Annotated in this window: 20 protein-coding genes; 14 read left to right on the forward strand and 6 right to left on the reverse strand. The window is 64.2% G+C overall.

Features of this window, described 5'->3' with window-relative positions; genetic code table 11:
• Positions 1 to 68: 68 nt before the first annotated feature.
• The 4 genes from D3227_RS00835 to speB form a co-directional block, all read right to left on the reverse strand.
• Positions 69 to 716, reverse strand: coding sequence for an amino acid ABC transporter permease (locus D3227_RS00835; RefSeq protein WP_120011794.1), 648 nt, complete (start codon positions 714 to 716; stop codon positions 69 to 71).
• Positions 713 to 1381 (reverse strand): amino acid ABC transporter permease, encoded by a 669-nt coding sequence (locus D3227_RS00840; protein WP_120011795.1) that lies wholly within the window; start codon positions 1379 to 1381, stop codon positions 713 to 715. Before D3227_RS00840 ends, D3227_RS00835 begins: the two co-directional genes overlap by 4 nt.
• Positions 1382 to 1481: 100 nt before the next feature.
• Positions 1482 to 2288 (reverse strand): transporter substrate-binding domain-containing protein, encoded by an 807-nt coding sequence (locus D3227_RS00845; RefSeq protein WP_120011796.1) that lies wholly within the window; start codon positions 2286 to 2288, stop codon positions 1482 to 1484.
• Positions 2289 to 2368: 80 nt separating this feature from the next.
• The gene (speB, locus tag D3227_RS00850; RefSeq protein WP_120011797.1) at positions 2369 to 3430 is read right to left on the reverse strand and encodes an agmatinase; all 1062 of its coding nucleotides are present in this window, start codon (positions 3428 to 3430) and stop codon (positions 2369 to 2371) included.
• A 262-nt stretch (positions 3431 to 3692) separates the two neighbouring features.
• Between speB and gcvA the strand changes: the two genes are divergently transcribed.
• From gcvA to D3227_RS00895, 8 genes are all read left to right on the forward strand, one after another.
• On the forward strand, positions 3693 to 4667 hold the full coding sequence (gcvA, locus tag D3227_RS00855) for a transcriptional regulator GcvA (RefSeq protein ID WP_120011798.1): 975 nt from the start codon (positions 3693 to 3695) through the stop codon (positions 4665 to 4667).
• 136 nt (positions 4668 to 4803) lie between these two features.
• The gene (gene pncB / locus D3227_RS00860; protein WP_120011799.1) at positions 4804 to 6108 is read left to right on the forward strand and encodes a nicotinate phosphoribosyltransferase; all 1305 of its coding nucleotides are present in this window, start codon (positions 4804 to 4806) and stop codon (positions 6106 to 6108) included.
• Between the two features lie 201 nt (positions 6109 to 6309).
• Entirely contained in the window at positions 6310 to 7764 is a 1455-nt protein-coding gene (locus D3227_RS00870) for a hypothetical protein (RefSeq protein ID WP_120011800.1), read from the forward strand.
• A gap of 153 nt (positions 7765 to 7917) precedes the next feature.
• Positions 7918 to 9222, forward strand: coding sequence for an ABC transporter substrate-binding protein (locus D3227_RS00875; RefSeq protein ID WP_120011801.1), 1305 nt, complete (start codon positions 7918 to 7920; stop codon positions 9220 to 9222).
• Positions 9223 to 9380: 158 nt separating this feature from the next.
• Positions 9381 to 10262, forward strand: coding sequence for a branched-chain amino acid ABC transporter permease (locus D3227_RS00880; RefSeq protein WP_120011802.1), 882 nt, complete (start codon positions 9381 to 9383; stop codon positions 10260 to 10262).
• Positions 10259 to 11221, forward strand: a complete 963-nt coding sequence (locus D3227_RS00885) for a branched-chain amino acid ABC transporter permease (protein ID WP_120011803.1) — start codon at positions 10259 to 10261, stop codon at positions 11219 to 11221. The genes D3227_RS00880 and D3227_RS00885 overlap by 4 nt, the downstream gene beginning before the upstream one ends.
• Positions 11218 to 11943: an ABC transporter ATP-binding protein gene (locus D3227_RS00890; RefSeq protein ID WP_120011804.1), complete on the forward strand. Its 726-nt coding sequence runs from the start codon at positions 11218 to 11220 to the stop codon at positions 11941 to 11943. Before D3227_RS00885 ends, D3227_RS00890 begins: the two co-directional genes overlap by 4 nt.
• On the forward strand, positions 11940 to 12659 hold the full coding sequence (locus D3227_RS00895) for an ABC transporter ATP-binding protein (RefSeq protein WP_120011805.1): 720 nt from the start codon (positions 11940 to 11942) through the stop codon (positions 12657 to 12659). The genes D3227_RS00890 and D3227_RS00895 overlap by 4 nt, the downstream gene beginning before the upstream one ends.
• On the opposite strand, the gene D3227_RS00900 is transcribed toward D3227_RS00895, so the two are convergent.
• Together D3227_RS00900 and pncA are read right to left on the reverse strand one after the other, a co-directional pair.
• The gene (locus tag D3227_RS00900; protein WP_342633986.1) at positions 12660 to 13985 is read right to left on the reverse strand and encodes a sodium:proton antiporter; all 1326 of its coding nucleotides are present in this window, start codon (positions 13983 to 13985) and stop codon (positions 12660 to 12662) included. It abuts the gene before it with no gap.
• A 129-nt stretch (positions 13986 to 14114) separates the two neighbouring features.
• Positions 14115 to 14729 carry a bifunctional nicotinamidase/pyrazinamidase gene (gene pncA, locus D3227_RS00905; RefSeq protein WP_120011807.1) on the reverse strand — a complete coding sequence of 205 codons (615 nt, stop codon included), beginning with the start codon at positions 14727 to 14729 and terminating at the stop codon, positions 14115 to 14117.
• Positions 14730 to 15016: 287 nt separating this feature from the next.
• On the opposite strand from pncA, the gene D3227_RS00910 reads away from it, so the two are divergent.
• From D3227_RS00910 to D3227_RS00935, 6 genes are read left to right on the forward strand one after another with little or no spacing between them, the layout of a single operon-like run.
• Positions 15017 to 15877, forward strand: a complete 861-nt coding sequence (locus D3227_RS00910; protein ID WP_120011808.1) for an FAD binding domain-containing protein — start codon at positions 15017 to 15019, stop codon at positions 15875 to 15877.
• Positions 15874 to 18627: a molybdopterin-dependent oxidoreductase gene (locus tag D3227_RS00915; RefSeq protein ID WP_120011809.1), complete on the forward strand. Its 2754-nt coding sequence runs from the start codon at positions 15874 to 15876 to the stop codon at positions 18625 to 18627. Before D3227_RS00910 ends, D3227_RS00915 begins: the two co-directional genes overlap by 4 nt.
• The gene (locus D3227_RS00920; RefSeq protein WP_120011810.1) at positions 18624 to 20162 is read left to right on the forward strand and encodes a 6-hydroxynicotinate reductase; all 1539 of its coding nucleotides are present in this window, start codon (positions 18624 to 18626) and stop codon (positions 20160 to 20162) included. Before D3227_RS00915 ends, D3227_RS00920 begins: the two co-directional genes overlap by 4 nt.
• The gene (locus D3227_RS00925; RefSeq protein WP_120011811.1) at positions 20162 to 21043 is read left to right on the forward strand and encodes a UPF0280 family protein; all 882 of its coding nucleotides are present in this window, start codon (positions 20162 to 20164) and stop codon (positions 21041 to 21043) included. Before D3227_RS00920 ends, D3227_RS00925 begins: the two co-directional genes overlap by 1 nt.
• Positions 21036 to 21620: an amino acid synthesis family protein gene (locus D3227_RS00930; protein WP_120011812.1), complete on the forward strand. Its 585-nt coding sequence runs from the start codon at positions 21036 to 21038 to the stop codon at positions 21618 to 21620. Before D3227_RS00925 ends, D3227_RS00930 begins: the two co-directional genes overlap by 8 nt.
• Positions 21602 to 22081: a MarR family winged helix-turn-helix transcriptional regulator gene (locus tag D3227_RS00935; protein ID WP_120011813.1), complete on the forward strand. Its 480-nt coding sequence runs from the start codon at positions 21602 to 21604 to the stop codon at positions 22079 to 22081. The genes D3227_RS00930 and D3227_RS00935 overlap by 19 nt, the downstream gene beginning before the upstream one ends.
• Positions 22082 to 22149 lie beyond the last annotated feature (68 nt).

Below are 22149 nucleotides of genomic sequence, written 5' to 3' on the forward strand. Positions count from 1 at the left end.
CTCGTTTCTCCTCAGTTGATGCCGGCTAACCGGCGGGTTCCCTTCACACACTGTTTCGCCGCCTGGCGTCAGTGAGCCGCCGCTCGTTGTTCGAGCGTGCGGGCGTATTGCGTCAGTGGAAAGCACATGACGAAAAAGATCAGCGCCACCAGCCCGTAGACCTTGAACGGTTCGAAGGTGGCGTTGTTGATCGCGTTGGATGCCCTGACCAATTCCTCGAAGCCGATGATCGAGGTCAGCGCCGTCGATTTGATTAGCTGCACCAGAAAGCCGACAGTCGGCGCACGGGTGATCGAGAAGGCCTGCGGCAGGATGATCAGCCTGAGTTCCTGCAGATAATGGAGGCCGAGGCTGGCGCCGGCATCCCACTGTCCCTGCGGCAACGCAGCGACGCCGCTGCGCCAGATCTCGGCCAGATAGGCGCTGGCGAAGAAGGTCAGGCCAAGTGCCGCCGCCGTCCACGGTTCGATGCGCAGGCCGAGCATCGGCAGGCCGAAGAACATCAGGAACAGCTGCATCAGCAGTGGCGTACCCTGAAACAGCGCGATGTAGCCGGAGGCAATGCGCCGGCTCCATTTGTTCTTGGCGATCCTGAAGAACAGCACGACGAGGCCGACCAGCGCGCCGCCGACGAAAGCGGCCAGCGACAAAAGCACCGTCCAGCGGGCGGCGAGCAACAGGTTGCGCAGAATATCCCAGAAGGTGAATTCGATCATGACACGCCGGCTCCCAGAACCTGGCGTCCGCCTGACACCAGCAACCGTCGCAGCCCCATCGACAGCGCCAGATAGACCATCGTCACCACGAAATAGGTTTCGAAGGCGCGAAAGGTGCGTGCCTGCAGCATGTCGGCCTCATAGGTCAGTTCCCGCACGGCGATCTGCGACACCACGGCGGATTCCAGCATCATGATGACGACCTGGCTGGTCAGCGCCGGGTAGATCACCTTCAGCGCCTGCGGCAGCACGATCTTGACGAACACCTGGCGCGGCCTGAGTCCGAGCGCCAGCGCGGCTTCCGTCTGTCCGCGCGGCACGGCGTCGAGCCCGGCGCCAACGATCTCGATCGTGTAGGCCGCCATGTTGAGCGTCATCGCCAGCATGGCGGCCAGGATCGGATCGAGCCTGATGCCGAGGCTGGGCAGGCCGAAGAAGATGAAGAAGAGTTGCACCAGGAACGGTGTGTTGCGCATCACCTCGACATAGACGCCGATCGCCCGCTTCAGCAGCAGCGGGCCGTTTCGCCGGCCGGCCGCGCCGAGGACGCTGAGCAGCGTTCCCACGAACGTGGTCACGACGATCAACAGGATCGTCGTAGCCGCGCCGCGCGCGATCGCGCCCACAGCACCCGCAAGCCAGCCGAAGTCGAGGCTGTAGCCCATGAGGAAAGGTCCCGTCCGGAATTGCGTAAAAACAAATACTTAGAGCGGGTCGGCGATTCATTAGAGGCTGAACCGCTCCAAGTATCAATGGCTCTGGATATCAATCCTTGAGGTTGTCGGGATTGAGCGGCGTCTTCAGCCAGGCCTTCGAGCTCTCATCCAGCTTGCCGTCGGCCAGCATCTTGGCGACCGCGTCGTTGACCGCCTGCTTCAGCCGGTCCTCGTTCTTGTTGAGGCCGATATGCGAAGGCGAGGTGAGCAACTGGAATTTCTGCTCCGGCTGCAGCGCGTCCTGCTTGGCCAGCACCTGGGCGCCGACATCGTTGCCGACCACCATCAGCTGGGTCTGGCCGGAGATGAAGGCCTGGATGACGGAATTGTAGTTGTCGAAGCGGCGGATGTCGGCCGAAGCGGGCGCCGCTTCGGTCAGCGAAGTATCCTCCAGCGTGCCGCGGTTGACCGCGATCGACTTGTCGGCGAGATCTTCCTTGCCTTTGACGGCGAGTGCGGTCGGACCGATCACGGCGATGTAGTAAGGCGCATAGGCGGCGGCGAAATCGATCACCTGCTCGCGTTCCTTGGAATAGCCGACGCTCATCAATATATCGACACGCTTGTCGGTCAGATAGGGGATGCGGTTCTGGCCGGTGACGCTGACCAGGTTGAGCTTGACCTTCAGGGAATCGGCGATCGCCTGCGCCACGTCGATGTCATAGCCCTTGATGCTCATGTCGGCGCTGGCTGAGGAGAAGGGCGGGAAGTCGGAGAAGATGCCGACATTGATCGCGCCGGCCTTGGCGATATCGTCGACCGCGTCGGCATTGGCCTGCGTGGTGAAACCAAAGCCGGTCGCGCCGAGCATCAGCGCGGCGGCGATGGATGATTTGAGCTTCATGTGAAAAGTCATTGTCGTTCCCCTGCTGGAAGCTTGTTTGTTTGAGGCCGGCCGCCGGCTCCAGCGCGGCGGCCGCCTTAGATTGTTTAGTGTCAGGATCCCTTGCTCGTGATCGCCGGGCTGAACACCATCAGGCTCAGGATCTCGAACAGGATTTGCGCACCGACATGCGCGGTGTTGGTGGTCGCGTCATATTGCGGCGCCACCTCGACGACGTCGCCGCCGACGATGTTGAGACCCTTGAGGCCGCGCAGCAGTTCGAGCACCTCGCGCGTCGTCAGACCGCCGATCTCCGGTGTGCCGGTGCCCGGCGCGAAGGCCGGATCGACGCTGTCGACGTCGAAGGAGATGTAGGTCGGGCCGTCGCCGACAATCTTGCGCGCCTTCTCGATGATGGCGGGCATGCCGAGGCCGGTCACCTCCTCGGCATGCACCACGGTCATGCCGGATTCGTAGCTGAATTCCCACAGATACTCGGCTGCGCCGCGAATGCCGATCTGGATGGTGCGCGACGGGTCGAGCACGCCGTCCAGCACCGCATTGCGGAACGGGCCGCCGTGGTGGAACTTGGTCAGGTCGAAGAGGCCGCTGGTGTCGCAATGGGCGTCGATATGGATCATGCCGACCGGCGCCTTCTTGCCGACCGCCTTCAGGATCGGATGGCTGATCGAATGGTCGCCGCCGACCGAAAGCGGGATCACGCCGGCGTCGACGATCTGGTTGGTGCGGCGCTCAATGTCGTCATGGCTGGTCTCCAGCCGGTAGCGGCTCTGGAACGGCACGTCGCCGATGTCAGCCACCCGCAGCTCGTGCGTCGGCGCGCATTCCAGCACATGGTTGTAGGGGCCGATGCGTTCGATGGAGCGCAGCGCCCTTGGCCCGAAGCGCGAGCCCGGCCGGTTGGTGACGCCGAGATCCATCGGCACGCCGATGATTGCCACCTGCAGGTCGCCGAAGTCTGGATTTTCGGCGGCAATCTCGCGATAGGGTGCTGCAAGGAAGGTCGGGATGCCGGAATAGGGCGCCAGCCTTGTGCCGCTCTTGGAGAAGATCTTGTCGGCGACCTTGCGGAATTTCGGGTCGAACATCTCGCCGCCATGGCCCTCGCCATATTTGCGACGCAACGCTTCGAGCTTGCCGCGATCATAACCCATGTCGGTCTCCTCCTGTCTGAATGATGACTCGAAAGGCCTCGGCGACGCTTGGCGAACTGACCACCATCCGGCCGGACCGCTGTCCCGCTCTGGCTGCCTTCGAATTTCACGTCTTGATGCTGCTCTGGTTCAAAGTGTCCGGCAGCTGGATTGAAAAATCAATTGATATTGTTAGTGTAATTACTGTGAGAAAATCTCACAATCAATTTGGCGAGCGATCTTGTCCGAAAACCGGCCTCACGATCGTGCTTAGCGAGTGCCGATGGCCAAGCGTCTGCCCCCGTTGAATCCGCTGCGTGCCTTCGAGGCGACGGCGCGCCACGCCTCGCTGACCAAGGCGGCGACCGAGCTCAACGTCACGCACGGCGCCATCAGCCACCAGATCAAGGCGCTCGAGCAATCGCTCGGCGTCAAGCTGTTCGAGCGCGCCGGGCAACGGGTGAAGCTCACGCCGCACGGCGCCGAACTTCTGCCGGCGGTGTCGACCGCCTTCGACGGCATCGCCGCCGCCACCCAGCGCATGACGAGGCCGGCCAGCGCCGGCACGCTCTCGGTCTCCTGCGTGCCGGCGCTGCTGCTTTTATGGATGGCGCCCCGGCTCGGCAGCTTCATGTCGCAATATCCCGACATCAGGCTGACGCTCGTCCCGTCCAACGACGCCAGGGACATCCGCGCGCCGCATATCGATGTCTGCGTGCATTATGGCGACGGCAGCTGGAGCGACTGCTGGATGCGCAAATGGTCGGGCCTGGAACTGTTCCCGGTGGTCAGCCCGACGCTGATCAACAACCGTCCAATCCGCACCGTCCGCGATCTCGCCGACCATGTCTTCCTGCATGGCGATGACGGCCGCGAATGGCACACCTGGCTGGCCGCCGCCGACGGGCTCGATCTGGAGCGCGGTCGCCGCCACCATCTCGGCGATGCCCGCACGGCCACCGAAGCCGCGGTTCATGGCCATGGCGTGGCGCTTGGCGATTCCGTCACGGCGAGCACGCTGCTCGCTAGGGGCCTGCTGGTCGCGCCGTTCAGCCTGTCGGTGCCGGCGGTCGACGATTTCTACGTCGTCTGCCGCAACGAGATGCGCTCGACGCCGATCGTGCAGCTGTTCGTCGACTGGCTGTTTGCCGAGAAGCAGCAGGCCGACGGCCGCGCCGACGCGCCGGTGGCCGGCCGCATCGGCATCCGCAGGAAACGTCCGGCATTGCGGGTGATCGGCGCCAAGAGCGCTTCCTGAGGCCGTTTCAAGTAAACCCGGCGCTTGCGCAGGGGGCGCTTTTTGTCGGGCCAGACCGCAAACCGGGCAGCGCTTTCAAAAATTCAATGCTATGAGGCATTTCGCGGGAAGCGAGCAGCGAAGGCGGCATCGAGATATGGCAAAGACCGATATTGCGCGGCGTGTCTACAACCACACCTGGAAGCTCGACCCGATCGTCCGCAGCCTGCTCGACACCGATTTCTACAAGCTTTTGATGCTGCAGATGATCTGGGGCATGTACCCCAAGGTCGACGCCACCTTCTCGCTGATCAACCGCACCACCTCGGTGCGTCTCGCCGAGGAGATCGACGAGGCGGAGCTGCGCGACCAGCTAGACCACGCCCGCACCTTGCGCTTCTCCAAGAAGGAGATGATCTGGCTGGGCGGCAACAATTTCTATGGCCGCAAGCAGATCTTCGAACCGGAATTCCTCGCCTGGCTGGAAGACTTCCAGCTGCCCGAATACGAGCTTTCCAAGCGCGACGGCCAGTACGAGCTGAGCTTCAGCGGCCCATGGATGTACACCACGCTGTGGGAGATCCCGGCGCTCGCCATCATCAACGAATTGCGCTCGCGCGCCGCCATGCGCGCCTTCGGCCCCTTTGCGCTCGATGTGCTTTATGCCCGCGCCAAGGCCAAGATGTGGGCCAAGACCGAGCGGTTGAAGGCGCTGCCCGGCATCCGCATCTCCGACTTCGGCACGCGCCGCCGCCATTCCTTCCTGTGGCAGCGCTGGTGCGTCGAGGCGCTGAAGGAAGGCATCGGCGAGGCCTTCACCGGCACCTCAAACGTGCTTTTAGCCATGGACAACGACCTGGAAGCGCTCGGCACCAACGCGCATGAACTGCCGATGGTGTTTGCCGCCCTTGCCAATTCGGAAAAGGAATTGAAGCAGTCGCCCTACAAGGTGCTGCAGGACTGGCAGCGCTACTATGGCGGCAATCTCTTGATCGTGCTGCCCGATGCCTTCGGCACCGCCTCCTTCCTGCGCGACGCGCCCGACTGGGTCGCCGACTGGACCGGCTTCCGCCCCGACAGCGCACCGCCGATCGAAGGCGGCGAGAAGATCATTTCCTGGTGGCGCGAGAAGGGCAGGGACCCGAAGCAGAAGCTGCTGATCTTCTCCGACGGGCTCGAGGTCGAGACCATCGAGGAGACCTACCGCCACTTCAAGGGCAAGGTGCGCATGTCCTTCGGCTGGGGCACCAACCTGACCAATGATTTCGAGGGCTGCGCGCCCACGGAGACCAACAGCCTCGATGCGATATCGCTGGTCTGCAAGGTCACCGAGGCCAATGGCAGGCCGGCAGTAAAGCTGTCGGACAATCCGGCCAAGGCGACGGGCGACCTCAGGGAGATCGAGAGGTATCTGAGGATATTCGGTGCGAAGGACCGCGTGGAGCAGCTGGTCAAGGTGTGAGGGAGGGATCGCCGGCTACGGGCATCGCCACTCAAGGCAATAAATTTGGATAGGTTGAGTTCCTTCGCGCCCCCCTCTGTCCTGCCGGACATCTCCCCCACGAAGGGGGAGATTGCGCTCGCATCTCCGCCTTCGCCAATCTCCAACGCTGCAAGGGAAGAGCCGACGGCGAAACCGCCAATCTCCCGCCAAGTGGGGGACATGTCCGGCAGGACAGAGGGGGGCGCCGTCGAGTGCTGTCGTCACCGGTTAGCCCTTCTCCCGCCTGCCCTCGCAATGCTTCCCACCCCCGCCTTCGCGCACGCCTCCGACCGCGGCCATGTGCTTCTGCTCCCCACCGGCTACTACGTCACCGGCGGCGCACTTGCTGTCGCCATCAGCTTCCTGGTCCTGGCCCTGCTGCCGCCGGACGCGCTCGGCCGCTTCTGGCGACGCCACCTGCCGCTCATCGCCTTCGGTGACCGCCTCCGCACAATCGTCAGCCTGGTCTCCTTCGCCGGCTTTGTATTTCTCATCGCCGCCGGACTGTTCGGCAGTCGCGACCCACTCTCCAACCCGCTGCCCCTCGTCATATGGACGCTGCTGTGGGTAGGCTTGGCCATGTTGCAGGGGCTACTCGGCGATCTCTGGTCGTGGCTCAATCCCTGGTATGGACCATGGCGCATCATCAGTCGCCTGATCGGGCGCGAAGACGAGGCGCAGGAAACACGCCCGCCCGCCTGGCTCGGCTGCTGGCCGGCGGTCTTCCTCTTCTTCGCCTTCGCCTGGTTCGAGCTGATCGATCCGGCGCCAGACGATCCAGCGCGCCTGGCCTTTGCCGCCGGCCTCTACTGGTTGGCGACCTTCATCGCCATGCTGGTCTTCGGCTATCGCGGTTGGAGCCGCAGCTGTGAGTTCCTGACGGTCTTCTTCGCCATGGTGGCGCGTTTCGCCCTCCTTGAGCGCAATGAAGTCGAGCGCGATGAAGACGGCCGGCTCAATCTCTGCTGGCCAGGCGCGAAGCTGCTGGCCGCCGAGCCGCTGCCGGCAAGCGGCATCGCCTTCCTGCTGCTCAGCCTGTCATCGGTGTCTTTCGACGGTCTGTCCAAAACCTTCTTCTGGCTCGGCCTTTTCAGTATCAATCCGCTCGAATATCCGGGCCGCACGGCGCTGATCGGCATTGGCAGTTTTGGCCTCGTGCTGACATTCGTACTGCTGGCGGCGGCATTCTTTCTGACCGTTGTGCTCGGCCAGCATCTTGCCGCCAGCCGGCACTCCTTCGGTCAGGCGACAGGTCTGCTGGTCTGGTCGATCGTGCCGATCGCGCTCGCCTATCACGTCGCGCATTATCTGAAGGCGTTGCTGGTCGACGGCCAGTATGCGATTGCTGCCCTTTCCGACCCGTTTGCGCTGGGCTGGAACCTGTTCGGCACCGCCGACATGCAGATCGAAGCTGGCGTCGTTGCTGGTGCCGACTCGGCCTGGTGGCTGTGGAATCTGCAGGCCGGAATCATCATCGCCGGCCATATGCTGGCAGTGCTTGTTGCCCACGGTCTCGCCTGGCGGCTGCACCCGGTTCCGTCGCGTGCAGCGCTCAGCCAATTGCCGCTCACCGTGCTGATGATCGCCTATACCGTCTTCGGCCTCTGGCTGCTTGCCACACCGACCGCGGGATGAGACAAGGCGACCAACATCCCCTTTGGGGAAAGCTCGCTTGCCACGTCGAGGCTTTGGTGATTTAGTTTGTACACATGCAATTTTTTCATCCTCTGCCCGAGGATGGATGAGCCGCCTTATCGCTGGTCAAGACTGAAAAACAGGGGAACGGACATGGCTGACAAGAACGGATTTTTCGACCTCTCCAAGACCACTCTTTCTCGCCGCACCGCGCTGAAGGGCCTCGCCGCCGGCGCCGGCCTTGCCGTAGCGCCAGGCTTCGTCCGCTACAGCCAGGCGCAGAGCTCGGCGCCGATCAAGATCGGCTTCCAGTCGCACCGCACCGGCATCGGCGCCGCCTATGGCCGCTGGTATGAGAAGACCACCGCAGCCGCCGTCAAGGCCATCAACGATGCCGGCGGCATCAATGGACGCCCCGTCGAGGTGATCATCGAGGATGACGGCACCGATCCCGCCCGCGGCGCCGAAGTTGTCGGCAAGTTCGCTTCTCAGCACAAGACCGACATCGTCTTCGGCACGCTGTTCTCGCATGTCGTCATCGGCTCGGCGCCCGCCGCCGGCGAGGCCAAAATCCCCTATTTCGTCGTCAGCGAAGGCCACCACGTCGCTTCGACCAAGCTCAACCGCTACGTCTTCCAGCCCGGCATCACCGACGTGAAGAGCCAGATCCAGTCGATGGCGCCGTGGATCGCCGCCAATGCCGGCAAGAAGGTGACGCAGATATTCCCGGATTTCGCCTTCGGCTACGACCACCGTGACTACCTGCCGCCGGCACTGAAGGCGCAAGGGGCGGACGTCATCGCCCAGATCGCCATCCCGCCGACGGAATCCTCCTTCACCAAATATTTTCCGCAGATCCCGGCCGAAACCGAGGTGATCTACCACGTCATGGTCGGTCCGGCGGTGCTCACCTTCGTCAAGGAACTCGGCGAGTTCTACGGCTCCAATCGGCCGCAGCTGTTCGGCTTCATGGATTCGCTCGAGGCCACCGACATCAACAGCCCCGGGCTGGAATTCCTCGACGGCAGCCATTTCTGGGAAGGCTCGCCGCGCTATGCGCAGCCCGATGATTCCGCCGCGCAGAAGGCCTACCGCGCCGCCGTCGGCATCGACGACAATGGTGCGGCCGTCGGCGATCCCAAGGATGTCTCCACCGCCTCGCACATGTTCGGCTGCTGGGAAACGCTCTACGTCGTCAAGAAGGCGATGGAAGATGCCGGGTACAAAGGGCCGGAAGACCGCGCCAAGCTGGTCGAGGCAACCGAGGCCCTGACCGAATTCGCCGAGGGGCCGGAGCACCCGCAGGGGCCAAAAACCTTCAACGGCAAGATCCACCAGTGCTTCGGCATCCAGAACATCTCCAAAGTCGAGGGCGGCAAGCTGAAGGTCGTCCACAAGACCAAGATCGAGGACGGCCTCTACGAGCCGGAAGGGGACTATACGACGCAGGCGCTGTGAGGCGCCTCACCCTCCCCCTTGTGGGGAGGGTCGGCACGCAAGCTTCGCGAACGCGAAGCTTGTGAGACGGGGTGGGGTCGCGACGATCCATGCCCCACTCCCCCACCCGACCGCTGCGCGGTCACCCTCCCCAAGGGGGAGGGTAAAGGGCGCCCTGAATGCACTTCGGACCCCACCTCCTCCTCGCTGCCCTCGAAGGCCTCGTCACCTCCGCCGTGCTGGCGCTGACGGCGCTGGGCCTGTCGCTGGTGTTCGGCGTCATGCGCGTCGTCAATGTCGCCCATGGCGAGTTCTTCATGCTTGGCGCGGTGCTCGCCTGGGCGATCTCGACGGCAATTTCGGGCCACCCGGCGGTCGGCTTCCTGGCAGCGCTGGTGCTGGCGCCATTGATCGTTGGCGCCATTGCGCTCGTCGCCGAGCGGCTGGTGCTGCGCCGGCTCCATTACAATCCGGAAGCCACCATCGTCGCCACCATCGGCATGCTCTACATCATCCAGCAGCTGGCACTGACTTTCTACGGTCCGGAGGCGCGCCCCGTGGAGCCGCCTTTCACCTACCGCATCCTTTTGCCGTGGTTCGGCTATTCCGGCTACAAGCTGTCCGTCATCGCCGCCTCGGCACTTCTGCTCGTCGCGACATGGCTGGTGCTGACGCGCACGAAGATCGGCCTCGTCATGCGCGCTACCCAGTATGATAGTGAGACGGCGCAGGCCTTCGGCATCCCCGTCGACCGCGTCTATGCCGGCGTCTTCGCGCTCGGCGCCATGCTGGCGGCCATCGCCGCGGTGCTGATCGTGCCGATCAGCCAGGCGCATTACCTGATGGGGCAGGACCCGCTGCTCTTGTCCTTCATCGTCGTCATCATCGGCGGGCTCGGCTCGCTGCGCGGCACCGTCGTCGCCGCCGTGCTGATCGGCCTGTCGGACGGCATCATCTCGGTGTTCTTCTCGCCGACCCTGGCCAAGATCATCGCCACTTTCCTGGTGGCCATGGTGCTGGTGTTCCGGCCGCACGGCCTGTTTGGGACGGCGTCGCGATGACCGAAGCTTCGCCGACAAAGCCCTATGCTCTGCATCTCGGCGTCATCGCCCTGCTCTTTGCGCTCAGCTTCGTCCTCCCGGGCTATCATCACGGCCTGCTCGCCCGCATCATGGTGCTGGCGGTCTTCGCCATGGGCTACAACATGCTGTTCGGCTATGTCGGGCTGCTCAGCCTCGGCCACGCCATGTTCTTTTCCGCCGGGCTCTATGGCGCCGGCCTAACCGTCTATCATCTGGGATGGAACGTGCCGGCCGCCTTTGCCGCCGGCCTTGCCTGCGGCGCGCTGCTGGCACTGGTGATCGGCCTGCTGGCGCTGCGCACCACGGGTGTGGCGTTCATGATCGTCACCATGATGTTCGCGCAGGTGTTTTATCTCGTCATCCTCTATTTCGCGTCATGGACCGGCGGCGACCAGGGTCTGGTCGTTCAGCAAGCGGCGCGTGTCCTTGTCCTCGGCTCAGCGTCGTTCGACCTGACCAACCCGACCGTGCGCTACATGAGCGCGCTGGCATTGTTTTCGATCGTGCTGCTCGTCACGCTTGCCATCGTTCGCTCCAGATATGGCCGCGTGCTGGTCGCCATCCGCGAGAACGAGGAGCGGACGAAGATGCTGGGCTACGACACCTTCTCCAACAAGCTCATCGCCGTCGTCGTCTCCGGCACCATCTGCGCGGCTTCGGGTGCGGCCTATGCGTTGCTGTTCGGCTATGTTGGCTCGAGCTTCGCCTCGGTGCAGTACTCCATCCTGCCGCTGCTCTGGGTGCTGCTCGGCGGTGCCGCCACCACGCTCGGTCCACTGATCGGCACGCTGTTCATGTACTATGTCATCGACATCACCAGCGGCTTCACCTCAGCCTACCTGCTGATCGTCGGCATCGCGCTCATCCTCTTGGTGCTGTTCTTCCCGAAAGGCATTCTGGGAACCATCCGCCAACGCTGGCTTGGGTGGCTGCCATGATGCCGCTGCTGACGACCAAAGGCCTGTCGCGCAGTTTCGGCGGCCTGCGTGCCGTCGATGGCGTCGACTTCGCGCTGATGCCCGGCGAGATCCGTGCCGTCATCGGTCCCAACGGCGCCGGCAAGACCACCTTCGTCAGCCTGGTCAGCGGCCGCATCCAGCCCTCGTCGGGCATGATCGTCTTCGACGGCGCCGACATCACCAGCCTGCCGGCCTACGCCAGGGTTCGGCTCGGCGTCGCCTACACCTTTCAGATCACCAGCGTCTTCGCCAACCTGACCGCCTACGACAATGTCGCGCTGCCGGTGCAGCGCACGCTGACCGATGGCCGCTCGAAGGGCGCTGTCCGCACCGGCGTCATGGCGGCGCTCGAACGCACCGGCCTTGCCGACCGCGCCCACATGCCGGCCGGGCAATTGTCCTATGGCCACCAGCGCCTGCTCGAAGTTGCGATGGGGCTGGCGCTGAAGCCGCGCCTGCTGATCCTCGATGAACCGACGCAAGGCCTGGCCGACAGCGAGATCGACAATTTCATCACCCTGGTACGCGAGATCGCCAAAGGCGCCACCGTGCTCTTGATCGAGCACAACATGCCGGTCGTCATGCAGCTTGCCGACCGCATCACAGTCTTCAACGCCGGCAGGATTCTCGCCGAGGGCACGCCCGATGCGATCCGCGAAAACGCCGAGGTGCAGGAAGCCTATCTGGGGACGACCCCATGATCGAAACACCGCCTGAGGCGCTGACAATCTCCGGGCTCGACTGCTTCTACAGTGAGGTCCAGGTGCTCTACGGCCTCGATCTCGTGCTGAACAAGGGCGAGGTGCTGTGTCTGTTCGGCCGCAACGGCGCCGGCAAGACGACGACGCTGAAGGCGATCATGGGCCTGGTGCCGGCAAGCGCCGGTTCGATCAGGCTCGACGGCAAGGAATTGACCGGCCTGCCGGCGCATGAGGTGCCGAAGGCCGGCATCGCCTATGTGCCGCAGGGCAGGCGGTTGTTTGCCGAGATGACGGTGGCCGAAAACATCGAGATCGGCCTGATGGCACGCGCCAAGGGCAAGGCGACGCGCGAGAACGTGCTCGATCTCTTCCCGCTGCTGCGCCAGCGGTTGAGACAACGCTCCGGTACTTTGTCGGGCGGCGAGCAGCAGATGCTGGCCATGGCCCGCGCGCTTTGTCTCGAACCGCAGGTGCTGCTGCTCGACGAGCCGACCGAAGGGCTGATGCCGTCGATGATCGCCAAGATCCGCGAGACGGTGGCCAAGCTGCGCGAGCTCGGAGTGTCGACCATCCTCGTCGAGCAACGGGTCGACGCCGTGCTGTCGGTCGCCGACCGCGTCTGCTTCATCGAGAACGGGCATAACCGCGAAACGGTCGATGTCGAGGAGCTGCGCGCGGACCCTTCCGCGGTGCGCCGCTATGTCGGCGTCGGCTGATCAGCCAAAGAACAGAAAGCCGGCGATCAAAAATGTCGGGATCAGCACCAGGCCCGACCACGCCATGTAGCCGAAGAAGCCCGGCATCTTGACGCCGCGATGCCTGGCGATGGCAAAGACCATGAAGTTCGGCGCGTTGCCGATATAGGTGTTGGCGCCCATGAACACCGCGCCGGCCGAGATCGCGGCAAGCGTCAACGCGGCCTCCGTCATCAGATGCTGCGGATCGCCGCCGGCGAGTTCGAAGAACACCAGATAGGTCGGCGCATTGTCGAGGAAGGACGACAGCGCCCCGGTCAGCCAGAAATAGGCGAGGTCGTTGGGCTGGCCCGTGGGCGAGGTGACGAGCGCGACCAATGGCGCAAGCGACCCCTCATGGCCGGCCCTCAGGATGGCGATGACCGGCACGATGCAGATGAAGATGCCGGCAAACAATTTTGCTACCTCGGCGATCGGCCCCCAGGTGAAGCCGTTCGCCTCGCGATGGCTCTTGTATGAGACGCGGAGCGACAGGAAGGCCAGTGCCAGGATGATGGCGTCGCGAACCAGATTCTGCAGCTCGAGGCTGACGCCAAGGATGGAAAGGCTGATACCCGGCTTCCAGCCGGCGGAAAGCAGGATCGCGCCGATCACGCCGGCCAGCAGCGGCAGATTGGCCAGGCCGCGAAGCCGCACTGTCGTATCCGGTGTCGGATCCTTGATCTTTGGTGCGCCGCCTTCGCGGCGGTGCAGGACGATGTCGATGGCCAGGAAGACGATCAGCACCAGGCCGCCGACAAACAGCGTCTCGCGCCAGAGATTCGTCGTCGTCCAGAAGAAATCGACGCCGCGCAGAAAGCCGACGAACAATGGCGGATCGCCAAGCGGCGTCAGCGAGCCGCCGATGTTCGACACCAGGAAGATGAAGAAGATGACGACATGGGCGTTGAACGGCCGGTTGTCGTTGGCGCGCAGGATCGGCCGGATCAGGATCATCGAGGCGCCGGTGGTGCCGATGACCGAGGCGAGGATGGCGCCGATCAGCAGCAGCATGGCATTGACCTGGGGCGTGCCATGGATGTTGCCGGCAAGCAGGATGCCGCCGGAGATCGTGTAGAGCGCAAACAAAAGGATGATGAAGGACATGTATTCGGTGAGCAGCGTGTGCAGCACCGCTTCGCTCGCCGGGGGGATACCGAATACGATCGCTAGCGGCACCACGACCAGCGCCGCCCACAGCGCGGTGATCTTGCCGTAGTGGTGCTCCCAGACATGGTGGAAGAGCAGCGGCCCGGTGGCGATAGACAGAAGCAGGCCGGCAAAGGGCAGCGTCCACCACAGCGACATGGTCGCGCCGGGCAATTCGTGGGCTTCCGCCGCGACGGCCAGTCCCGGAAACAGGAGAATGGCGACGGCCAAGGTGCCTGCCGCCAAAACCGTAGACAATTGTTTGAAGCCCCCCCAGTGCCTCACGGTCTAGTCCGATGCCTGGTCTTCGAGCCTCACGCCGGCCTCGCGCATCCGCTTCAGCATCGACTCGACGGAGCCGTTGAGGTCGATGCCGCGGCAGGCGTCGAGCCGAACCGTCGTGTTGAAGCCTTGCTTGACCGCATCTAGCGCTGAAAACGCGACGCAGAAGTCGGTCGCCAAGCCGACCAAGGTCACGGATTCGACACCGCGCTCCTTGAGATAGCCGGCGAGTCCGGTGGGCGTCGCATGGTCGTTCTCGAAAAAGGCCGAATAGCTGTCGATCGCCGATCGGAACCCTTTGCGGATCACCAGTTCGGCCTTCGTCCAGGCCAGTCCCGAGTGGAAGTCCGAACCCAGGCTGCCCTGGATGCAATGATCCGGCCACAGTGTCTGCGGTCCATAGGGCATATCGATCGCCTCGAAAGGCTGTTTTCCCGGATGGCTGGAGGCAAAGCTCGAATGGCCGGCGGGGTGCCAGTCCTGCGTCAGCACGACATGCTCGGTTCGCCGGATCAGATCGTTGACCAAAGGCACGATTTCGTCGCCGCCGTTGACCGCCAGCGCGCCGCCCGGGCAGAAGTCGTTTTGCAGGTCGATGACAACAAGCGCTTCGTCGGCCATGGGGCCTCCTTCTTATCTGTCTCGGCTCAGGCTTCACCGCCGACGCGACCGGACGCAGAAACTTGACCAGATGGCCGGCGGCGTCAACCTCCAACGCCATAACAATTGCGTGCCGGCCCGCACGACGCGGGCAGCAGTGCAAACTCTGGCTTTGACAATTCCTGTCGGCTTGATATCATTTGCATACGAATGAATTTGACCGGTCCGGACGCCGGCAGGATCTGTCGGGAGGCCCTTTCGAGGCGGCCTGTTTCTGGGAAGGTCCCTTTTGTTTTGGAAGGTAGGGCGTGATCCGTTACGCGAAACCCACCACGGTCGACGAGGCGCTCGCTTTGCTTGGTGAGGATAGCTGGCGCATTCTTGCCGGCGGCACCGATTTCTATCCGGCACAAGGCAGCAAGCCTTTTCGCGACAATGTCCTCGAAATCAACGGTCTCGCCGCGTTGCGCGGCATTGTCGAGACCGACAGCCACTGGCTGGTCGGCGCGCGCACCACCTGGACCGATCTCATCCGCCATCCGCTACCGTCCGCATTCAATGCTTTGAAGCAGGCTGCGCGCGAAGTGGGGTCTGTCCAGATCCAGAACGTCGCCTCCATTGCCGGCAATCTCTGCAATGCATCGCCGGCTGCCGACGGCGTGCCGGGATTGCTGGTGCTCGATGCCGAGGTCGAACTGCGCTCGGCACAAGCGACACGTCATCTGCCACTGCAGGAATTTATCCTCGGCAATCGCCGCACGGCCTTGCTGCCGGGCGAGTTGGTCACCGCCATTCGCATCCCGAAACCCGCTGCTACCGGCACATCCGCCTTCGTAAAGCTTGGCGCGCGGCGATATCTCGTCATCTCCATCGCCATGGTGGCAGCGCGCGTCGTTGTCGAGAATGGCGTCGTCAGCGAAGCCGCCATCGCCGTCGGTTCCTGCTCGGCGGTTGCCAAACGTCTCGCCGGCGTCGAAGCCGCCTTGCGTGCCCAGCCCGCGAACCATGCCCTCGCGGCTGCGGTGCAGTCCGCCCCGATGGATGAATTGTCGCCAATTGGCGATGTCCGCGGCAGCGCCGAATACCGGCAGGACGCGGCGCGCGAGATCGTCGCCCGCGCCGTGCTTGGCACCATCGACCATTCAGCCGGCGGCAAGGTGGCGGCATGAGTATCGAACGCGCCGACATCGCCTTCGAGGTCAACGGCGCCGCTATTTCGGTCAATGTGCCGCCGCTGCGCCGGCTGTCTTCGGTGCTGCGCGACGAGTTGCGGCTGACCGGCACCAAGGTCGGCTGCGACGCCGGTGACTGCGGCGCCTGCACGGTGCTGGTCGACGGCGAACCTGTCTGCGCCTGCCTGATGTCGGCGGCCTCGGCGGCCGGTGCAGCGATAACCACCGTCGAAGGCCTGGCCAACGGAAAACTGTCGGCGCTGCAGGCCTCGTTCCTCGAGCATGGCGCGGCGCAATGCGGCATCTGCACGCCCGGCCTGCTGGTCGCGGCAACGGCGTTGTTGGAGAAAAATCCCTTTCCGACGGAGGTGGAAACGCAGGATGCACTGGGCGGCGTGCTTTGCCGCTGCACCGGCTACAGGAAGATCGTTGCCGCAGTGATGGACGCCTCGCGTCACGTTGAAAGCCTCAACCGCCGCATGCCGCAGTCCGGCCATGCCGTCGGCGCCTCGCCGATCCGCCTCGATGGCTTGCCCAAAGTCACTGGCGGCGAAAAGTTTGGCGGCGATTCCTTCCCGGCCGATGCGCTGGCCGTGCTGGTGGTACGCTCGCCGCACTATCATGCCCGTTTCGCTTTCGGCGACCTGGATTCGTGGGCGAGGGCTCGTCCCGGTGTTGCCGGCGTCTTCACTGCCGCCGATATTCCGGGAAAAAACTGCTTCGGCGTCATCGGGCCCTTCGCTGATCAGCCGGCCTTGGCCGAAGGCTTTGCCCGTTTTCGCGGTGAGGCGGTTGCGCTGGTCGCCGGCGAGCGCGAGACTATCCTCGATCTCGACCTTTCAGACTTCCCTGTTTCCTGGACCGAACTGCCGCATGTCCTAGAGCCCCGTGAGGCGCAGGCCGACGGCGTCGAACTGGTCCACCAGCACCGACCGGCAAACCTGCTGACCTCCGGCTTTGTCGAACGCGGCGATCCGGACGCGGCGCTCTCCGGCGCCGTCGTCACCGTGTCGGGCGCCATCGACACCTCCTATGTCGAGCACGCCTATATCGAGCCGGAAGCCGGCTATGCCTATATGGACGGCGATACGTTGGTCGTCGTCGCCTGCACGCAGGCGCCCTACATGGACCGCGACGACACGGCAAAGGTGCTGGGTCTCGCCGTCGACAAGGTGCGCATCGTGCCGACTGCCACCGGCGGCGGTTTTGGCTCAAAGCTCGACGTCTCGCTGCAGCCTCTCATCGGTCTGGTGGCGATGAAGACGGGACGGCCGGCAGCACTTGCCTATACGCGCAACGAATCGATGATCTCGACCACCAAGCGCCATCCGGCCGAGATGCAGGCGACCATCGGCGCCGACGCCGACGGCTATGTCACCGGAATGGTCTTTGCCGGCGATTTCAACACCGGCGCCTATGCAAGCTGGGGGCCGACCGTCGCCAACCGCGTCCCGGTGCATGCGTCCGGTCCCTATGCCACGCCGAACTATCGTGCCGAAGGCCGCGCCATCCACACCAACGGCCCGATCTCCGGCGCCTTTCGCGGCTTCGGCGTGCCGCAGGCGACGATCATGCAGGAGACGCTCTACGACGAATTGGCCGGCAAGCTAGGTATCGACAGACTCGATTTTCGCTTGAAGAATTGCCTTCGGAACGGCTCCGAAACGGTTACCGGGCAAAAACTGGACTCCGGCGTCGGCATTGCCGAATGCCTTGAGGCGCTGCAGCCGCATTGGACGCGGGCCCTGGCCGACACGGAGCTGTTCAACGCCGGCAGCAGCACAAAAAAGCGCGGCGTCGGCGTCGCCTCCTGCTGGTATGGCTGCGGCAACACCTCGCTGCCCAATCCGTCGACGATCAAGGTCGGCATCTCGTCCCAAGGCGAGATCGTCCTACATCAGGGCGCTGTCGATATCGGACAGGGATCGAACACCGTCATCACCCAGATCTGCGCCGACGCGCTAGGCCTGCCGCTCGAAAAGTTCCGGCTGAAAAGCGCCGATACCGCCATCACCCCCGATGCCGGCAAGACCTCCGCCTCGCGCCAGACCTTCGTCACCGGCAAGGCCGCCGAGAGGGCCGGCCGCGCCTTGCGCGAAGCGATCCTGCGCTTTGCCAATGTCTCGGAGAGGGCGGCGATTGCGCTGGATGGAGCAAACTTGACCATCCGCGAGGGCGAGGCGACGCGACGGGTCGAGCTCTCGACGCTGCAAGCCGACGCCGACGGCCTGGTCTTCGTCGCCGAAGAAACCTACGACCCACCGACATTGCCGCTCGACGCCAAGGGCCAAGGCAAGCCCTACGCGGTCTATGGCTATGGCGCGCAGATCGCCGAACTCGAAGTCGACCTCAAGCTCGGCACGGTCAAGCTGATCAAGATCACTGCGGCACACGATGTCGGCAAGGCGATCAATCCTTTGCTCGTCGAGGGCCAGATCGAGGGCGGCATCGCACAAGGCATCGGCATGGCGCTGATGGAGGAATACATCCCCGGCCGCACCGAGAATCTGCACGACTATTTGATCCCGACCATCGGCGACGTGCCGTCGATCGAGACCATTCTCATAGAAGTTCCGGACCCGGAAGGACCGTTCGGCGCCAAGGGCCTGGGCGAGCATGTGCTGATCCCGACCGCGCCAGCGATCCTCAATGCCATCCGCCACGCCGCCGGCGTGCTGGTTACCAAGGTTCCGGCGACGCCAAGCCGTATCCGCGCGGCAATCCGCGACAAGGAGGCACGCCAATGAGCGAGCTTGCCGAACGTTTCGAAACCCACGACCCCGGCGAGAAGCAGGTAGCGGAAAAGATCCGCTGCGATGCCTGTCCGGTCATGTGCTACATCGCCGACGGCCGCACTGGCGCCTGCGACCGCTACGGCAATGTCGGTGGCCGCATCGTGCGCATGGATCCACTGACCATCCTCGACCACGCGGCAGAGACCGGCGGTGCGGTGGTGCCTTTCGTTGCCGAGGGCGAGCAATGGGACGGCGAACTGGTCAACACCGGGCGCCGCTTCGTCACCGCGATCGGCGCCGGCACCACCTATCCCGACTACAAGCCCGCTCCCTTCATCGTCAGCCAGGAGGTCGAAGGCGTCGATCTCGTCACCGTGGTGACGGAGGGCATCTTCTCCTATTGCGGCGTCAAGGTGAAGATCGACACCGACCGCCATATCGGCCCGGAAACCGCGACAGTGCGCGCCGAAGGTGAGGCGATCGGTCATGTCACGACCGGCGAGTACGGCTCGCAGATGCTGTCGCTGGGCGGCGTGCATCACCTGACCGGCGGCTCCAAGTCGGAGGGGCGCGCCACCTGCGATGCAATGCTCAATCTTTGCAACCGCAAGCCAGTCGAACTGACCATCGACGGCGGTGCCACGGTCATCGTCGAAGCCGGCAAACCACCCGTCATCGACGGCAAGATCGAACACCGCATGCGCGTCGGCTGCGGCTCGGCCACCATCGGCATGTTCGCCACCCAATGGCGTGGCCTGGTCGACGAAGTGGTGGTGGTCGACGACCACATCACCGGCGTCGTCTCCGAGCATCAGGCCGGCAAGGTGCTGGGCTGGCAGGATACCGGCATAAAGATCATCGGCCGCCGCTCGACACCTGGCCGCTATTTCAAAGTATCGGAGCCTGGTCTCGGCTGGGGCGGCACCAGCATTTCCGACCCGCTGTCGATCCTTGGCGAGTGGAACGTCAAGAAGGGCGCGCGTCCCGGCCTGTCGCTGCTGATGGTATCGACCACCGGCGAGCAGTTCGCCTATTACGAGCTCGACGACGATCTGAAACCGGTCGAAAAGCCGTTCCCGGAGCGGCTGCAGAAATCCGTCGGCCTGATTGAGGAGAATTGCGAGCCGGCTTTGTGCACCGTGCTGTTCGTCGGCGGCGCCGGCGGCTCGCTGCGCGCCGGCGTCACCGAGAACCCGGTCAACCTCACCCGCTCTGTGCAGGGCCTGAAGACCTATGTGACCGTCGGCGGCGCGCCGGTCTATGTCTGGCCGGGCGGCGGCATCACGCTGATGGTCGATGTCACCCGCGTGCCGGAAGGCGCCTTCGGCTATGTGCCGACCCCGGCGCTGGTGGCGCCGATCGAGTTCACCTTGCGCCGCGACGACTATGTCAGGCTGGGCGGCTACGAAGGCGAGATACGCAGCGTCGAGGACATTCTTGCCAAGGGCGGTGAATACCTCAATCCGCGTCGCGGCACCGGCGCGCCGGTCAGCAACCCCTGGCCGCCGCTGGCGCAGTTGCGGCGCGCGGCGAACGGGGCCGGCTGATGAACGGCCCGCAGGCGCATTGGCTTGATGACGGAAGGCGGCTGCATCTCAACCACGGCCCGATCGACCTCATCGTCGAGGTCTTTGGCCCGGCCGAAGAATGTCGAGCCGCCTGTGGTCAGGCGGTCGCACGCTTCCAGACGATCCTGACCGAGTTGGTCGATGAACTGCCGGAACTGCGTAAACCAGCGAGCTTTCATCCGCGCCTGTTCGCCGGACCAGTGGCGCGCCGGATGGAAGCGGCGGTCGCGCCGCTGTCAAAAAACTTCATCACGCCTATGGCCGCCGTCGCCGGCTCGGTAGCCGACCAAATGCTTAGCTCGCTGCTTGCCGGGCGAAGGCTCGATCGTGCATATGTCAACAATGGCGGCGACAGTGCCATCCATCTCGGCCCGGGCCAGTCGATGACACTTGCCATCGCTGGGACCGGCCACGGACTGGCAGACCGCATCGCCATCCGCGCCGAGGACGGAATTCGCGGTGTCGCCACCAGCGGCTGGCGTGGCCGCTCCTTTTCTCTGGGCATCGCCGATGCCGTCACCGTGCTGGCGCGGACAGGCGCCGAGGCCGATGCCGCCGCGACGTTGATTGCCAACGCCGTCGATCTTCCCGATCACCCTGCCGTCAAGCGCGAGCCTGCACGCGATCTGGCGCCCGACAACGATTTGGGCGACCGCTTGGTGACGACGGCTGTCGGTCCGCTTTCACCGGTAGAAATCGCCACCGCACTGGACAGCGGGCTCGCTGTCGCCGATGATTTTCGCCGAAATGGCCTGATATCAGCTTCGGCGCTTTTCCTTGCCGGCCAAACCCGCATCAGTGGTTCCATGGCGCTTGCCGCGCCCACAAAAATCCCAGGGAAGGAAGTTGCCCATGCCTGAGTTTCCGATCCGCAAGATCGCGGTTCTGACGGAAGAAATCTTTCACGACGGCGGGCCGGCGCCAAAAGAGCCGCGCCGCCGCGCCGCGGCCCTGGCGCTGGTGAAGAACCCCTTCGCCGGCCGCTATGTCGAGGATCTGCAGAGCGCCATGGACGATCTGAAGCCGCTCGGGCTGATGCTCGCCGACCGGCTGATCGCAGCACTTGGCGGCGACGTGAGGCAAATCGACGGTTACGGCAAGGGCGCCATCGTCGGCTCCGCCGGTGAACTCGAGCACGGTGCTCTCTGGCACGTACCGGGCGGTTACGCGATGCGCGAGCGGCTCGGCGACGCCAAGGCGATCGTACCGTCGGCAAAGAAGGTCGGCGCCTTCGGTGCGAAGCTCGACGTGCCGCTCGGCCACATCAACGCGGCCTATGTGCGCAGCCATTTCGACGCAATGGAAGTCGGCGTCAGCGACGGGCCGCGTCCCGACGAGATACTGTTCTGTCTGGCGATGACCTGCGGCCCGCGCATTCACGACCGCATGGGCGGTCTCGCAGCCAAGGACATCAAGGCATGGGATGGGCTGCGGTGAGCGCCGGCGAGGACGTCAGACTCAAGCTGGTCGAGGCCGACGAGCCCGAGGAAAACGACTACCATCTGCAGGAGCAGGTCGGCTTCATCCTGCGTAAGGCGCACCAGCGCCATGTCGCGATCTTCGCCGCCCACATCGCCGATCTGACGCCGCCGCAATTCGCAGCTTTGGCCAAATTGCACGATGTCGGCGAGACCTCGCAGAACCAGCTCGGCACCCTCATCGCCATGGACGCGGCGACGGTGAAGGGGGTCATCGACCGGCTGAAGGCGCGCGGCCTGGTCGAACTCTCCAAGCACGAGGTCGACAAACGGCGCCTGCTGGTTAATCTGACCGCCGAGGGCCGCGAGGCAATCGAGCGGCTGATCCCGCTTGCCCGCGACATCACGGCGGAAACGCTGGCGCCGCTGTCGGCCAAGGAAGCCGCGACCTTCATGCGGCTGCTGTCCAAGCTGGCGTAGGACGCACTTCCTGAAGGACCACGAAAAAGCCAGGCGCGAAGCCGGGCCTTTTCGTTTCAGCGAGACGT

The organism is Mesorhizobium waimense (assembly GCF_003601975.1).
Classification (GTDB): Bacteria; Pseudomonadota; Alphaproteobacteria; order Rhizobiales; family Rhizobiaceae; genus Mesorhizobium; species Mesorhizobium waimense.

Coding starts and splice junctions, on each gene's coding strand:
- D3227_RS00835 (WP_120011794.1), bottom strand. CDS start 716: ATGATCGAATTCACCTTCTGGGATATTCTGCGCAACCTGTTGCTCGCC.
- D3227_RS00840 (WP_120011795.1), bottom strand. CDS start 1,381: ATGGGCTACAGCCTCGACTTCGGCTGGCTTGCGGGTGCTGTGGGCGCG.
- D3227_RS00845 (WP_120011796.1), bottom strand. CDS start 2,288: ATGACTTTTCACATGAAGCTCAAATCATCCATCGCCGCCGCGCTGATG.
- speB (WP_120011797.1), bottom strand. CDS start 3,430: ATGGGTTATGATCGCGGCAAGCTCGAAGCGTTGCGTCGCAAATATGGC.
- gcvA (WP_120011798.1), top strand. CDS start 3,693: ATGGCCAAGCGTCTGCCCCCGTTGAATCCGCTGCGTGCCTTCGAGGCG.
- pncB (WP_120011799.1), top strand. CDS start 4,804: ATGGCAAAGACCGATATTGCGCGGCGTGTCTACAACCACACCTGGAAG.
- D3227_RS00870 (WP_120011800.1), top strand. CDS start 6,310: ATGTCCGGCAGGACAGAGGGGGGCGCCGTCGAGTGCTGTCGTCACCGG.
- D3227_RS00875 (WP_120011801.1), top strand. CDS start 7,918: ATGGCTGACAAGAACGGATTTTTCGACCTCTCCAAGACCACTCTTTCT.
- D3227_RS00880 (WP_120011802.1), top strand. CDS start 9,381: ATGCACTTCGGACCCCACCTCCTCCTCGCTGCCCTCGAAGGCCTCGTC.
- D3227_RS00885 (WP_120011803.1), top strand. CDS start 10,259: ATGACCGAAGCTTCGCCGACAAAGCCCTATGCTCTGCATCTCGGCGTC.
- D3227_RS00890 (WP_120011804.1), top strand. CDS start 11,218: ATGATGCCGCTGCTGACGACCAAAGGCCTGTCGCGCAGTTTCGGCGGC.
- D3227_RS00895 (WP_120011805.1), top strand. CDS start 11,940: ATGATCGAAACACCGCCTGAGGCGCTGACAATCTCCGGGCTCGACTGC.
- D3227_RS00900 (WP_342633986.1), bottom strand. CDS start 13,985: ATGTCGCTGTGGTGGACGCTGCCCTTTGCCGGCCTGCTTCTGTCTATC.
- pncA (WP_120011807.1), bottom strand. CDS start 14,729: ATGGCCGACGAAGCGCTTGTTGTCATCGACCTGCAAAACGACTTCTGC.
- D3227_RS00915 (WP_120011809.1), top strand. CDS start 15,874: ATGAGTATCGAACGCGCCGACATCGCCTTCGAGGTCAACGGCGCCGCT.
- D3227_RS00920 (WP_120011810.1), top strand. CDS start 18,624: ATGAGCGAGCTTGCCGAACGTTTCGAAACCCACGACCCCGGCGAGAAG.
- D3227_RS00925 (WP_120011811.1), top strand. CDS start 20,162: ATGAACGGCCCGCAGGCGCATTGGCTTGATGACGGAAGGCGGCTGCAT.
- D3227_RS00930 (WP_120011812.1), top strand. CDS start 21,036: ATGCCTGAGTTTCCGATCCGCAAGATCGCGGTTCTGACGGAAGAAATC.
- D3227_RS00935 (WP_120011813.1), top strand. CDS start 21,602: ATGGGATGGGCTGCGGTGAGCGCCGGCGAGGACGTCAGACTCAAGCTG.